Consider the following 13,953-nt stretch of genomic DNA (forward strand, 5'->3'; position numbering starts at 1 on the left):
TTTTAGGAGTTAGTATGCAACTCAACGCATCTGAAATCAGCGAGCTGATCAAGAGCCGGATCCAAGGCCTTGGCGATACCGCTGAGATTCGCAATCAGGGCACGGTCATTTCCGTGTCCGACGGTATCTGCCGTATCCATGGTCTGTCCGACGTGATGCAAGGTGAGATGCTGGAATTCCCGGGCAACACCTTCGGCCTGGCGCTGAACCTGGAGCGTGACTCGGTGGGCGCCGTTATCTTGGGCGAATACGAACACATCTCCGAAGGCGACCTGGTCAAGTGCACCGGCCGCATCCTGGAAGTGCCGATCGGTCCTGAACTGAAGGGTCGTGTCGTCAACGCACTGGGCCAGCCGATCGACGGCAAGGGTCCGATCAACGCCAAGCTGACCGCCCCGATCGAAAAGATCGCCCCGGGCGTGATCGCGCGTCAGTCCGTGTCGCAGCCGATGCAGACCGGCCTGAAGTCGATCGACTCCATGGTGCCCGTCGGCCGTGGCCAGCGTGAGCTGATCATCGGTGACCGCCAGACCGGCAAGACCGCTGTCGCCATCGACGCCATCATCAATCAAAAGGGTCAGAACATGACCTGCATCTACGTTGCGATCGGCCAGAAGGCTTCGTCGGTCAAGAACGTGGTGCGCGCACTGGAAGCCCACGGCGCGATGGAATACACCATCGTCGTGGCCGCGACCGCCTCCGAATCGGCAGCGATGCAATACGTGTCGGCCTACTCGGGTTGCGCCATGGGCGAATACTTCCGCGACCGCGGTCAAGATGCCCTGATCGTGTATGACGATCTGTCCAAGCAAGCCGTGGCTTACCGTCAGGTCTCGCTGCTGCTGCGCCGTCCGCCGGGCCGTGAAGCCTATCCTGGCGACGTGTTCTACCTGCACAGCCGCCTGCTGGAACGTGCTGCCCGCGTGAACGCCGACTACGTCGAGAAGTTCACCAACGGCGAAGTCAAGGGCCAGACCGGTTCCCTGACCGCACTGCCGATCATCGAAACCCAGGCTGGTGACGTTTCCGCCTTCGTTCCGACCAACGTGATCTCGATCACCGACGGCCAGATCTTCCTGGAAACCTCGCTGTTCAACGCCGGTATCCGTCCTGCGATCAACGCCGGTATCTCGGTGTCGCGCGTCGGTGGCGCTGCCCAGACCAAGGTCATCAAGGGCCTGTCCGGCGGTATCCGTACCGACCTGGCACAGTACCGTGAACTGGCTGCCTTCGCGCAGTTCGCTTCCGACCTGGACGAAGCCACCCGCAAGCAGCTGGACCGCGGTGCGCGCGTGACCGAACTGCTGAAGCAGGCTCAGTACACCCCGCAATCGATCTCGATCATGGCCGTCACCCTGTTCGCCGTCAACAAGGGCTACATGGACGACGTCGAAGTGAAGAAGATCCTGGCCTTCGAGTCGGCTCTGCACAACTTCATGAAGACCAGCCACGCTGAGCTGCTGAAGAAGATCGAAGACACCAAGCAACTGGATAAGGATGCTGAGGCAGCCCTGGCAGCCGCCATCGCTGACTTCAAGAAATCCGGCGCGTACTAATTCTTACTGAAGCTATAAGGAGTCTTACTCATGGCTACAGGTAAAGAGATACGTGGCAAGATCAAGAGCGTAGAAAATACGAAGAAGATCACCAAGGCGATGGAAATGGTCGCGGCATCCAAAATGCGCAAGGCGCAGGACCGGATGCACGCAGCCCGCCCGTACAGCGACAAGATCCGCAACATTGCGGCCAACCTGTCGCAGGCCAATCCGGAGTACGTGCACCCGTTCATGGTCCAGCAAGACACGGCCAAGCGCGTTGGTTTCATCGTCGTCACGACCGACAAGGGTCTGTGCGGCGGCATGAACACCAACTCGCTGCGTCTGTTGACCAACAAGTTCCGTGAACTGGAAGGCCAGGGCAAGGCCATCGAAACCGTCGCCATTGGCAACAAGGGTTTGGGTTTTCTGAATCGCATCGGCGCCCGTGTGGCCGCCAACGCGACGCAACTGGGTGATACGCCGCACCTGGAAAAGCTGATCGGCCCCGTCAAGGTGCTGCTCGACGCTTACCAGGAAGGCAAGCTGGACGCGGTGTACCTGGTGTACACCAAGTTCATCAATACGATGAAGCAGGAAGCCACCCTGCAGCAGCTGCTGCCGCTGACCAGCGACAAGCTCAAGGCTGACGAGGGTGCGCACTCCTGGGACTACATCTATGAGCCCGACGTGCAATCCGTGGTGGACGAACTGCTGGTGCGTTACGTCGAAGCGCTGATCTATCAAGCCGTCGCCGAGAACATGGCCTCCGAGCAATCGGCGCGCATGGTCGCGATGAAGGCCGCCAGCGACAACGCAGGTAGCGTGATCGGTGAGTTGAAGTTGGTCTACAACAAGACTCGCCAGGCCGCCATTACCAAAGAGCTGTCGGAAATCGTCGCCGGTGCGGCTGCGGTCGGCTGATCAGCTGGCGTAGCGTAGCGAAACAGAATTTAAATTTTATCTATTGAAGGAACGAAAATGGCTGATGGCAAAATCGTTCAGTGTATCGGCGCTGTGGTGGACGTGGAGTTTCCGCGCGATGCGATGCCCAAGGTTTACGATGCCTTGAAATTGGAAGGTTCGGATCTGACCCTGGAAGTCCAGCAGCAGCTGGGCGACGGCGTGGTTCGTACCATTGCGCTCGGTTCGTCGGACGGTCTGCGCCGCGGCCTGACCATCTCGAACACCGGCAAGCCGATCACGGTGCCCGTCGGTACCGCGACCCTGGGTCGCATCATGGACGTGCTGGGCAACCCGATCGACGAATGCGGTCCGGTCTCGCACGAGCAAACCGCTTCGATCCACCGCAAGGCCCCTGCGTACGACGAACTGTCGCCCTCGCAAGAGCTGCTGGAAACCGGCATCAAGGTCATTGACCTGGTCTGCCCGTTCGCCAAGGGTGGTAAGGTCGGTCTGTTCGGTGGCGCCGGTGTGGGCAAGACCGTGAACATGATGGAACTGATCAACAACATCGCCAAGGCGCACAGCGGTCTGTCCGTGTTCGCCGGTGTTGGTGAGCGTACCCGTGAAGGTAACGACTTCTACCACGAAATGGCAGAAGCCAAGGTGGTGGACCTGGAAAACCCGACCAACTCCAAGGTCGCCATGGTCTACGGCCAGATGAACGAACCGCCGGGCAACCGTCTGCGCGTGGCGCTGACCGGCCTGACCATCGCGGAAGGTTTCCGTGATGAAGGCAAGGACGTGCTGTTCTTCGTCGACAACATCTACCGTTACACCCTGGCCGGTACCGAAGTGTCCGCGCTGCTGGGCCGTATGCCGTCCGCCGTGGGCTACCAGCCGACGCTGGCCGAAGAAATGGGCCGCCTGCAAGAGCGTATCACCTCGACCAAGACTGGCTCGATCACCTCGATCCAGGCCGTGTACGTCCCTGCGGATGACTTGACCGACCCGTCGCCGGCAACCACCTTCGCCCACTTGGACTCGACCGTCGTTCTGTCGCGTGACATCGCCTCGCTGGGTATCTACCCCGCCGTCGACCCGCTGGACTCGACCTCGCGCCAGCTGGACCCGCAAGTGGTCGGCCAGGAGCACTACGAGACCGCGCGCGCCGTCCAGGGTACCCTGCAGCGCTACAAGGAACTGCGTGACATCATCGCGATTCTGGGCATGGACGAACTGGCACCGGAAGACAAGCTGATCGTCGCACGTGCTCGCAAGATGCAACGTTTCCTGTCGCAGCCCTTCCACGTCGCCGAAGTGTTCACCGGTTCCCCGGGCAAGTACGTTTCGCTGAAGGACACGATCAAGGGCTTCAAGATGATCGCCAGCGGCGAACTGGACCACCTGCCGGAACAAGCGTTCTACATGGTCGGTACCATCGACGAAGCAATCGAAAAGGCCAAGAAGATCAACTAAGACTGACCACGCCGTGGGGCTCCGGTGCAGTACCGGATGCAGCCATGGCAGGTAAGTAATCATTGATTCATTGGCGCCGCTCCTGTTCGCAGGAGCGGTCAATCGACTAGGAAACGACATGGCACATACTATTCACGTGGACGTGGTCTCGGCGGAAGAGGAAATCTTTTCCGGCGAGGCAGAATTCGTCGCGTTGCCGGGCGAAGCGGGTGAACTGGGTATCTATCCCCGTCACACCCCGCTGATCACGCGCATCAAGCCAGGTGCTGTCCGTATCAAGGTCTCGGGCCAGGCACACGAGGAATTCGTGTTCGTGGCAGGTGGCCTCCTGGAAGTGCAGCCCGACGCCGTGACCGTGCTGGCCGACACCGCCATCCGTGGTGCCGACCTGGACGAAGCCAAGGCCGCCGAAGCCAAGCGTCTGGCCGAGGAAGCGCTGGTGAACCGTGACTCCAAGATCGACCACGCCGCAGCCCAGGCCGAACTGGCCGCCGCAGTGGCACAGCTGGCCGCGATCCAGAAGTTGCGTCAGAAGCGCTGATCGCTGGTAGCGTTCTTCCCGGCGAAGAGCGCTCCGGCACGGCAGCACAGCAGTACAGCAGTAGATGAAAGGCAGCTTCGGCTGCCTTTTTTCATGCGCGCACAGTTCCTCTCATGCGCGTAGCCAGTTCTTCCGTGCAGATCCCGGGCGCTTCTGCCGCCCCAGGGCTGACCAACTCTGGCGGCTTCCAGGCCGTATGAATCAACCTGGATCAAGTTTGCCCACATGTCGCACACACTGGCGCTGCGGCAACTTTCATCCTCGGGTAAAGTGCGCTGACGTGAAGGATAGAACCAATTCCGTCCGACCCAATCATTGATAGCATTAGCCTCATTTCCATCAGCCGGACAGGAGCCCCCATGTCGTCAGCTGCACCCGCATCTTCCGCATCGCCTTCTTCGACCACAGCGCGCCAGCATGGCAAGCCCATCATTGCCGTGGTCGGCCTGTCCAACCGTCCCGAGCGCGCCAGCTTTGACGTGGCCGCCTATATGCAGTCAGCGGGATACCGCATCGTTGCCGTCAATCCCATGTACGCCGGCCAGACCATCCTGGGCGAGCACTGCCATGCCAGCTTGCAGGAGGCCAGCGCGGCATTGGCGCAGAACGGCCTGCGCATTGCCATCGTCGATTGCTTCCGCAAGTCGGCCGACATTCCGCCGGTGGTGGAGGAGGCCATCGCCATCGGCGCCGAATGCGTGTGGATGCAGCTCGATATCGTTCACGAAGAGGCCGCCGCCCGCGCGCGTGCGGCCGGGTTGAAGGTGGTCATGGACAAGTGCATCAAGATCGAACATGCCATGGGGCAGTTGCATGGCGTGTTGTAACGCCAGGCTGGTGAAATCCGTAAATCATTTATAACGAGAAAAGCGAGACAGCATGGCAAAGAAGATCGGGCCGCAATTCATCGTCCATCCCAAGTTCGTCCTCAAGGAAAGCGACGCCTCCACCAAGCCGCTCTCCAGCGGCAACAAGGAAACCGACCGCGCCACCGTGCAGCGGATGGCGGCCGAGATCGGCCTGCAGCAACAGATGCTCTATGCCGGCCACAAGCACAAGGTGCTGGTGATCCTGCAGGGCATGGATACCAGCGGCAAGGATGGCACGGTCAATGACGTCTTTGCGGCCGTCAACCCGCAGGGCATCCGCATCGCCAACTTCAAGGGGCCGACCGCCATCGAACTGGCGCACGACTACCTCTGGCGCGTGCATGCGCAGGTACCGGTGGCAGGGGAGATCGCCGTCTTCAATCGCAGCCACTACGAGGACGTGCTCATCACCCGCGTGCACGACTGGATCGACGACAAGGAGTGCAAGCGCCGCTATCGCCAGATCAACGACTTCGAACGCATGCTGTGGGAGACCGGAACGGTGGTGTTGAAGTTCTTCCTGCACATCTCGAAGGCCGAGCAGAAATCGCGGCTGCAGTCGCGCATCGATGATCCCAACAAACACTGGAAATTCGACCCGCAAGACCTGGCCGAGCGCAAGTTCTGGGATGCCTACCAGCAGCGCTACCAGGAGGTGCTGCGCCAGACCAGCACGCTGCACGCGCCCTGGTATGTGGTGCCGGCCGACTCCAAGACCCACCGCAACCTGCTGGTGGCCAATGTGGTCCTGGAGACCCTGCAGAAACTCAAGCTGCGCTTCCCCGACCCCAAGCCCGAACTCAAGGACCTCAAGTTCGACTGAAGCCGGGAGCGGCGCAGCCGACCCTAGTTGATTACTTGAGCCACTTGTCGAAGATGCGCTGGTATTCGCCGGTGGCCTTGGCCAGGTGCAGCCAGGTATCGACGTAGGCCTTGAAGGCGACATCGCCACGCGGCAGCAGGTAGGCCTTCTCGGCAAATTGCAGCGGCTGGTCCGGCTGCACCGGGCACAGTTCCGGATGCAGCTTGGATTGCCACAGGGTTTCGCTGGCATCGGTCACCATCACATCGGCCTTGCCATCGATGATCTGCTGGAAGATGGTGACGTTGTCCGGATGCTGGAGCAAGGTCGCGTTCTTGTAGCGGGCCTTGGCGAAGCGCTCGTTGGTGCCGCCCGGGTTGACGATGGCGCGCGTGCCGGGCTGGTCGATCATGTCGAAGTTGCGGAATTTTTCCTTGTCGGCACAGCGGATGATGGGCGCTTTCCCATCCACCATGACCGGCTCGGAGAAGGCCGCCCTGCGGGCGCGATCGAGGGTGATCGAGACGCCGCCCATGGCCACGTCGCACTGGGCGATGAAGTCATTCATCAGGGTGCTCCAGGTGGTCTTGACGAACTGCGCCTCCACCCCCAGCGACTTGGCCAGCGCCTGGCCGAGTTCCACGTCCATGCCTTCGAAGGTCTGGTCGGGGCGATAGTAGGTGAATGGCTTGTAGTCGCCGGTCATGCAGATGCGCAGCTTGCCGGCCTTGAGTACCTGGTCCAGGCGTGAGGCTGGGACGGCGTCGTCGGCACGGGCCGCCGACAGCGTCAGGCAGAGCGACAGGGCGGCCAGGCCTGCGAGCAGGACGGTGCGGATGATGGACTTCATGGAAGCTCCTCGTGGATGATGATGGTGGAGATGGACGTTGACACGGTATTCGGTCCGCTTCTTGTTCATTGGTAGGACCGGCTGGGGACAGCCACCGGATCATAGCAAAACCGCGCGCCACGACCTGCATCAATATCAGCGCACGCTGATAGCGACAATTAGCCGGAAGCCATGCGCGGAGGATGAGATAATGCCGGATTGTCGTCAGACCGCATTGCAGGCCGACCATGTCCTCTTCTTCTTCCATGTCCACCTTCGCTCCGCTCAAAAACGATACCTTCCTGCGTGCGCTGCTGCGCCAGCCCACCGACTACACGCCGCTGTGGCTGATGCGCCAGGCGGGCCGCTACCTGCCGGAATACCGCGCCACGCGCGCCCGTGCCGGCTCCTTCATGGGCCTGGCCACCAATCCGGACTACGCCACCGAGGTCACGCTCCAGCCGCTGGAACGCTACCCGCTGGATGCCGCCATTCTCTTCTCCGACATCCTCACGGTGCCTGACGCCATGGGCCTGGGCCTGTATTTCGCCGATGGGGAAGGTCCCAAGTTCGAGCGCCCCTTGCGTGATGAGGCGGCCATCCAGGCTCTGCAGTCCCCGGACCTGGGCAAGCTGGACTACGTTTTCAAGGCCGTCACCCAGATCCGCCGCGAACTCGACGGCCGCGTGCCCCTGATCGGCTTCTCCGGCAGCCCCTGGACCCTGGCCTGCTACATGGTCGAAGGCGGCGGCTCGGATGATTTCCGACTGGTCAAGAGCCTGCTCTATCGCCGTCCGGACCTGATGCACCACATCCTCAAGACCAATGCCGATGCCGTGGCCGCCTACCTGAACGCGCAGATCGCCGCCGGTGCCCAGGCCGTGATGATCTTCGACACCTGGGGCGGTGCGCTGGCCGATGGCATCTACCAGCAATTCTCGCTGGCCTACATGCAGCAGGTGGTCAGCCAGCTGCAGCGCCAGCACGATGGCCAGCAGGTTCCGGTGATCGTCTTCACCAAGGGCGGTGGCCTGTGGCTGGAGCAGATCGCCGCCATCGGCGCCGACGCCGTGGGCCTGGACTGGACCGTCAACCTGGGCGAAGCGCGCCGCCGCGTGGGCGACAAGGTAGCGCTGCAGGGCAACCTCGACCCCAATGTGCTCTTTGCCGGTGATGACGCCATCCGCACCGAAGTGCGCAAGCTGCTGGAGTCCTTCGGCCGTCCCGGTGCCGGCAGCGGACATGTCTTCAACCTGGGCCACGGCATCTCCCAGCACACCCCGCCGGAAGCGGTCGCCACGCTCGCGCAGGCCGTACACGAGATCAGCCGCTCGCTGCGCGGCTGAACGTGCGCGTATCTGTCGTTATCTGTTCATATTTGTGCGACTGGCCAAGCCCATATGCACATTCGTGCCACTGGCGAAGGACTTATGCACACGCAGGCGGAATTCTTGATTGAGAATCAAATTTATTTGAATATGAAGGTTTGCGCAGAGTGCTCATGCGCAACCCTTTGATTTTATTGAATTTATTTTTCGATCGCGGAAGCGAAATTGCGAGGAAAACTGCACTAGCCGTGGCTTGCGCGCTTGTCAATAGGCAGTTGCCCACAAAGTTATCCACAGATGCTGTGCATAAGCACCAAAAGCGTTTACAAAACCGTTGCTTATCGAAATCTTTGAAGGTTTACTTTAAGTTTGTAGGACAGTGAGATAACAGCCTGCAATCCAAAGTCGACAAAATTCCGTCGGTCAGGACTTGACAAACGCTGTGCCCATTGCCCCTAAGTGCAGACTTATGCACACAGGAAGCAATGCCCACATGCGCAAAGCGTCCATGAAAAAATATTTTTCGTGTTTCAAGCCCTGGTTGCAAGTCATTGATTTCATTGACTTAATTTTTTGCCCCCGATTTGGGCAACGCATCGCAAGCCGCAGCCAGACTGCGCGGGGCGATGTCAAGTGGCACTTGTCCCCAAAGTTATCCACAGTGTATGTGGATAGGTCCAAAAATGACGATGAAACCGAGGCTTAGCCCGGTTTTTCAGGATTGACTTTAAGTTCGTGGAACAACGCCTGCTCCAGGTGGCGCTCGATACGCCCCTGCATACCGTCTTCGATTACCGCTGGCAGCCGGCCACGCCGGAGGAGCCCATGCCGGCCATCGGCCAGCTGGTGGTGGTGCCGTTCGGCCGCCGCGAAGCCGTGGGCGTGGTGGTCGGCCATGCGGACCAGACCGACTTGCAGGCCGACAAGATCAAGGACGTCATTGCCGTGCGGCACCAGTTGCCGCCCATGTCGGCGCACTGGCTGGCGCTGTGCGGCTTCGCTGCCGACTACTACCAGCGCCCGCTCGGTGAGGTGATGCTGCCCGGGCTGCCAAAGAACCTGCGTGCGCTGACCACGGTGGCGCTGGACAAGGCGCTCAAAGCCCTGGGCCGTCTGGTCGCCCCCAAAAAGACAAAGGCGCGCCGCAAGACTCGCGCCGACACCGAAGCGATCACCGCCGAGGCAGTCGAACCCGGCCCGCAGGCTGCGCCCGATCCGCTGCAGCTGGGTGAGGCACCGCCGCTGAACCCGGCCCAGCAGCAGGCCGTGGACACCATCGCCGGCGCCAGGGGGTTCGCTCCGCTGCTGCTGTACGGCGTCACCGGCAGCGGCAAGACCGAGGTCTACCTGCAAGCCGCTGCCGCCATCCTGCGCCGCGCGGCCGAGGAGGTCGCACCGGGCAACGGCGAGGAGCAGACCGACACGGCCGACCCTGGCCAGCCCGCGCCAGCCCCCGCGCAGATCCTGGTGCTGGTGCCTGAAATCAACCTGACCCCGCAGCTGGAAGGCAACATCCGCGCACGCTTCCCGCACCTGAACGTGGTGGCGCTGCACAGCGGGCTGGCCGAGGGCGAGCGCGCCCGCAACTGGCTGGCCGCGCACCTGGGCCAGGCTCACATCGTGCTGGGCACGCGGCTGGCGATCCTGTCTTCGCTGCCGTCGTTGAAGCTCATCGTCATCGACGAGGAACACGATCCCTCCTACAAGCAGCAGGAAGGCCTGCGCTATTCCGCACGCGACCTGGCGGTGTGGCGCGCGCACCAGCTCGGCATTCCCGTGGTGCTGGGCTCGGCCACGCCTTCGCTGGAAACCTGGCACCACGCCCAGGCCGGCCGCTACCGCCGGCTGGAACTGCGCCAGCGCGCGGCCCAGCAGGCGGTGCTGCCCACCGTCAAGGTGATCGACATGGAGCGCGACAAGCCCGTCGATGGCCTCACCGCCGGCCTGATCGCGGCCGTGCGCAAGCGCCTGGAGCAGGGCGAGCAGTCGCTGCTGTTCCTCAACCGCCGCGGCTATGCCCCGGTGCTGGCCTGTGATGCCTGCGGCTGGATCAGCAACTGCATGCGCTGCGATGCCTTCATGGTGGTGCACCGTCCCGAGCGACGCCTGCGCTGCCACCATTGCAGCCTGGAACTGGCCATCCCGCGCGCCTGCCCGACCTGCGGCAACGTCGACCTGCAACCGCTGGGACGCGGCACCCAGCGGGTGGAAGAGGGCTTGCAGGCGATCTTCCCCGGCGCGCGCGTGCTGCGCATCGATGCCGATTCGACCCGCCTGAAGGGCTCGGCCCAGAGCGCCTTCGACAGCGTGCACCGGGGCGAGGTGGATATCCTGGTCGGCACCCAGATGGTGGCCAAGGGACACGACTTCAAAAAGCTCACGCTGGTGGGCGTGCTCAATCCCGATACGGCACTGTTCTCGCACGACTACCGCGCCAGCGAACGGCTCTTTGCCCAGTTGATGCAGGTGGCCGGCCGCGCCGGACGGGCCGGGCTGTCGGCCGACGGCAGCTCGGGCGAGGTGCTGATCCAGACCCGCTATCCGCATCATCCGCTGTACCAGGCCGTGATGCGCCACGATTACGACGGCTTTGCCGGCGACCTGCTGGAGGAGCGCCGCCAGGCCCATTTCCCGCCCTTCATGTACCAGGCGCTGCTGCGGGCCGAGGCGCGCGAGCTGGACACGGCCCTGGGATTCCTGAAGGAGGCCGCCGCCTTGCTGGACGCCCCCGCCATCACCATCAACGAACCGATCCCCATGACGCTGATGCGGGTGGCCAACGTGGAGCGCGCCCAGCTGCTCATCGAATGCCCTTCGCGTCCGGCGCTGCAGGGCTTCCTCAAACACTGGCTGGCCGAGTTGCGGCAACTCAAGACCCGGGCCCGCTGGTCGCTGGAAGTCGATCCAGTCGATATATGAACGCAGGCCCGCTGATGGCGGGTCCCCGGCGTGTCTCGACATGCGCGGTGAAGTTTGTTGCAAAATTGTTCTAACAGTGTCCCAGGGTGTCCCAAGCGCGGCGGCATGCTTTGTTGTGATTGCGGCATCTTTATGCAACAGAGAGCTTGCCCGCGTGCAAGCTGCTTGCTCGGGCAGCCAACATGGCGCGCCTAGCCGGTATAATCTCGGCTGCTCAACCAATTGCAAGCGATCCCTCCGCGCGGCGCAGCCTGCCAGACCAGCGCCTCGGCCGCTTCCGCTTTACCCCTCATTCCCATGCTCGCACAACAGAAACAACGCATCTCCGACCTGTTCTCGTCCGCCTTGCAGCCGCTGCTGGCTGATAGCGGCCTGACCCCGACCATCACCCTGGAGCGTCCGCGCGATGCCTCGCACGGCGACATCGCCTGCAACATCGCCATGCAGCTGGCCAAGCCGCTGAAGAAGAATCCGCGCGAACTGGCACAAGCCATCGTGGCCGCCGTCATGGCCGACCCGGCGCGCGAAGGCCTGGTGGAGTCCGTCGAGATCGCCGGCCCCGGCTTCATCAACCTGCGCGTGGCGGCTGCCGCCAAGCAGGCGGTGGTCAAGGTGATCCACGAACAGGGCGAGGCCTTCGGCCGTGGCAGCCTGGGTGCCGGCAAGAAGGTGCTGGTCGAGTTCGTCTCGGCCAATCCCACCGGTCCGCTGCACGTGGGCCATGGTCGCCAGGGCGCCCTGGGCGATGCGCTGTCGTCGCTCTTGGAAGCGCAGGGCTATGACGTGCTGCGCGAGTTCTACTACAACGATGCCGGCGTGCAGATCGCCACCCTGGCCACCTCGGTGCAGGCGCGTGCGCGCGGCTTCAAGCCGGGTGACGCCGAGTGGCCCGAGTCGGCCTACAACGGCGACTACATCGCCGACATCGCCCGCGACTTCCTCGACAAGAAGACCGTCTCGGCCAGCGATGGCGAACCCGTCACCGGCAGCGGCGATGTGGAAGACATGGACTCGATCCGCCGCTTCGCCGTGGCCTACCTGCGCCACGAGCAGGACCTGGACCTGCAGGCCTTCGGCGTGAAGTTCGACAATTACTACCTCGAGTCCTCGCTCTACGCCGACGGCAAGGTAGCCGCCGCCGTGGATGCGCTCATTGCCGCCGGCAAGACCTACGAGCAGGATGGCGCGCTCTGGCTGCGCACCACCGACTATGGCGACGACAAGGATCGCGTCATGAAGAAGACCGACGGCACCTATACCTACTTCGTGCCCGACGTCGCCTATCACATCAACAAGTGGCAACGCGGCTACGGCAAGGTCATCAATATCCAGGGCAGCGACCACCACGGCACCATCGCCCGCGTGCGCGCCGGCCTGCAAGCCGCCGGTGTGGGCATCCCGCAGGGTTATCCCGACTACGTGCTGCACAAGATGGTCACCGTCATGCGCAATGGCGAAGAGGTCAAGATTTCCAAGCGCGCCGGTTCCTACGTCACCCTGCGCGACCTGATCGAATGGTCCGCCGGCGAGGCGGTCGAGGGCCAGGAGCGCGATCTCACGCGCGGCCGCGATGCGGTGCGCTTCTTCCTGATCTCGCGCAAGGCCGATACCGAGTTCGTCTTCGACGTCGACCTGGCGCTGGCGCAGTCCGATGAAAACCCGGTCTATTACGTCCAGTACGCCCACGCCCGCATCTGCACCGTGCTGGGCAAGTCGGGCGTGGATGAAGAAGCGCTCAAGACCACGGCTGACCTGTCGCTCTTGACCGCCCCGCGCGAAGCGTCGCTGCTGGCCAAGCTGGCCGAGTATCCGGACATGCTGGCCCATGCCCTGCAGGAACTGGGACCGCACCAGGTGGCCTTCTACCTGCGCGATCTGGCAGGCGAACTGCATAGCTACTACAATGCGGAACGCGTGCTGGTCGACGATGTCCCAACCAGGTCTGCACGCCTGGCGCTGTTGTCCGCCACCCGCCAGGTGCTGCGCAACGGCCTGGCATTGTTGGGCGTATCGGCTCCGGCCAGAATGTAAAACAAGCAGCTAAAGAGAAACGTGAAACCGTTGAACGCGAAATATCACAAGCAGGCCGGCGGTACGCTGCTCGGCCTGATCCTGGGTTTGATCGTCGGCCTGGGGATCGCCGTGGGTGTGGCACTGATGATCACCAAGTCGCCCATCCCCTTCGTCAACAAGGTGACGCGCCCCGAGCGCGCCGATCCGACGCCGGCCCAGGCGGCCGATCCCAACCGTCCGCTCTACGGCAACCGCGACATCGCCCGCGAAGCTGCGCGCGACCAGCAGCAGTCGCAGACACCGGTGCCGCCCAACACGGCCGCCGCCCAGCCGGTGCCGCCAGTGGCCCCGGCGCCGCAGCCCAGCCCGGCCACCCCGGCACCGTCCAAGTCGGAGACCAAGACGGCTGACGCCAAGCCCTCGGCCACCACGCCTGCGACCCCGGCTGCCAAGAACGACACCAACGACGACAAGTGGACCTACTTCCTGCAGACCGGCGCCTTCCGCGACCAGGCCGATGCCGAAAGTGCCCGCGCCAAGCTGGCCCTGCTGGGCTTCGAGGCCAAGGTCACCGAACGCACGGCCGACAGTGGCGTGCTCTACCGCGTGCGCATCGGTCCCTTCGAGCATGCGGAGTCGATGAACCGCACGCGCAGCAAGCTGTCCGATAACGGGGTTGATGCCGCCATCGTGCGCATTCCCAAGTAATCCAGAGCGCACCGTGGATGCCGGCGG

General features: G+C 62.8%; 11 protein-coding genes. 10 read left to right on the forward strand and 1 reads right to left on the reverse strand.

Annotated elements, in window-relative coordinates; all coding sequences use genetic code 11:
- The first annotated feature begins 14 nt into the window (after nt 1–14).
- The 6 genes from atpA (at nt 15) to FYB76_RS17910 (ending at nt 6,150) form a co-directional block, all read left to right on the forward strand.
- A complete protein-coding gene (gene atpA, locus FYB76_RS17885; RefSeq protein ID WP_008332982.1) occupies nt 15–1,556 on the forward strand; it encodes a F0F1 ATP synthase subunit alpha in 1,542 nt (513 codons plus the stop codon).
- Nucleotides 1,557–1,586: 30 nt separating this feature from the next.
- Nucleotides 1,587–2,459: a F0F1 ATP synthase subunit gamma gene (atpG, locus tag FYB76_RS17890; protein WP_088755144.1), complete on the forward strand. Its 873-nt coding sequence runs from the start codon at nt 1,587–1,589 to the stop codon at nt 2,457–2,459.
- Nucleotides 2,460–2,516: 57 nt separating this feature from the next.
- Nucleotides 2,517–3,917 carry a F0F1 ATP synthase subunit beta gene (gene atpD, locus FYB76_RS17895; RefSeq protein WP_008332979.1) on the forward strand — a complete coding sequence of 467 codons (1,401 nt, stop codon included), beginning with the start codon at nt 2,517–2,519 and terminating at the stop codon, nt 3,915–3,917.
- Between the two features lie 118 nt (nt 3,918–4,035).
- A complete protein-coding gene (locus FYB76_RS17900; RefSeq protein ID WP_006461340.1) occupies nt 4,036–4,458 on the forward strand; it encodes a F0F1 ATP synthase subunit epsilon in 423 nt (140 codons plus the stop codon).
- A gap of 359 nt (nt 4,459–4,817) precedes the next feature.
- Nucleotides 4,818–5,285: a CoA-binding protein gene (locus FYB76_RS17905; RefSeq protein WP_154134498.1), complete on the forward strand. Its 468-nt coding sequence runs from the start codon at nt 4,818–4,820 to the stop codon at nt 5,283–5,285.
- 52 nt (nt 5,286–5,337) lie between these two features.
- Nucleotides 5,338–6,150: a polyphosphate kinase 2 family protein gene (locus FYB76_RS17910; protein ID WP_154134499.1), complete on the forward strand. Its 813-nt coding sequence runs from the start codon at nt 5,338–5,340 to the stop codon at nt 6,148–6,150.
- A 31-nt stretch (nt 6,151–6,181) separates the two neighbouring features.
- On the opposite strand, the gene FYB76_RS17915 is transcribed toward FYB76_RS17910, so the two are convergent.
- Complete coding sequence (locus tag FYB76_RS17915; protein WP_088755141.1) at nt 6,182–6,979, reverse strand: transporter substrate-binding domain-containing protein; 798 nt, start codon at nt 6,977–6,979, stop codon at nt 6,182–6,184.
- A 227-nt stretch (nt 6,980–7,206) separates the two neighbouring features.
- Between FYB76_RS17915 and hemE the strand changes: the two genes are divergently transcribed.
- The 4 genes from hemE (at nt 7,207) to FYB76_RS17935 (ending at nt 13,926) form a co-directional block, all read left to right on the forward strand.
- Nucleotides 7,207–8,304, forward strand: a complete 1,098-nt coding sequence (gene hemE, locus FYB76_RS17920; protein WP_154134500.1) for a uroporphyrinogen decarboxylase — start codon at nt 7,207–7,209, stop codon at nt 8,302–8,304.
- A 717-nt stretch (nt 8,305–9,021) separates the two neighbouring features.
- Nucleotides 9,022–11,205 (forward strand): primosomal protein N', encoded by a 2,184-nt coding sequence (locus FYB76_RS17925; RefSeq protein WP_370516372.1) that lies wholly within the window; start codon nt 9,022–9,024, stop codon nt 11,203–11,205.
- Between the two features lie 297 nt (nt 11,206–11,502).
- Entirely contained in the window at nt 11,503–13,236 is a 1,734-nt protein-coding gene (gene argS / locus FYB76_RS17930; protein ID WP_088755137.1) for an arginine--tRNA ligase, read from the forward strand.
- A 21-nt stretch (nt 13,237–13,257) separates the two neighbouring features.
- On the forward strand, nt 13,258–13,926 hold the full coding sequence (locus FYB76_RS17935) for an SPOR domain-containing protein (protein WP_284077205.1): 669 nt from the start codon (nt 13,258–13,260) through the stop codon (nt 13,924–13,926).
- Nucleotides 13,927–13,953: the final 27 nt, after the last annotated feature.

It is taken from the genome of Herbaspirillum sp. CAH-3, from assembly GCF_009668275.1.
GTDB lineage: Bacteria > Pseudomonadota > Gammaproteobacteria > Burkholderiales > Burkholderiaceae_D > Herbaspirillum > Herbaspirillum aquaticum.

What these genes read in the sequence shown, in the direction of transcription:
- atpA (WP_008332982.1), top strand. Translation starts at nt 15, where the DNA reads ATGCAACTCAACGCATCTGAAATCAGCGAGCTGATCAAGAGCCGGATC.
- atpG (WP_088755144.1), top strand. Translation starts at nt 1,587, where the DNA reads ATGGCTACAGGTAAAGAGATACGTGGCAAGATCAAGAGCGTAGAAAAT.
- atpD (WP_008332979.1), top strand. Translation starts at nt 2,517, where the DNA reads ATGGCTGATGGCAAAATCGTTCAGTGTATCGGCGCTGTGGTGGACGTG.
- FYB76_RS17900 (WP_006461340.1), top strand. Translation starts at nt 4,036, where the DNA reads ATGGCACATACTATTCACGTGGACGTGGTCTCGGCGGAAGAGGAAATC.
- FYB76_RS17905 (WP_154134498.1), top strand. Translation starts at nt 4,818, where the DNA reads ATGTCGTCAGCTGCACCCGCATCTTCCGCATCGCCTTCTTCGACCACA.
- FYB76_RS17910 (WP_154134499.1), top strand. Translation starts at nt 5,338, where the DNA reads ATGGCAAAGAAGATCGGGCCGCAATTCATCGTCCATCCCAAGTTCGTC.
- FYB76_RS17915 (WP_088755141.1), bottom strand. Translation starts at nt 6,979, where the DNA reads ATGAAGTCCATCATCCGCACCGTCCTGCTCGCAGGCCTGGCCGCCCTG.
- hemE (WP_154134500.1), top strand. Translation starts at nt 7,207, where the DNA reads ATGTCCTCTTCTTCTTCCATGTCCACCTTCGCTCCGCTCAAAAACGAT.
- argS (WP_088755137.1), top strand. Translation starts at nt 11,503, where the DNA reads ATGCTCGCACAACAGAAACAACGCATCTCCGACCTGTTCTCGTCCGCC.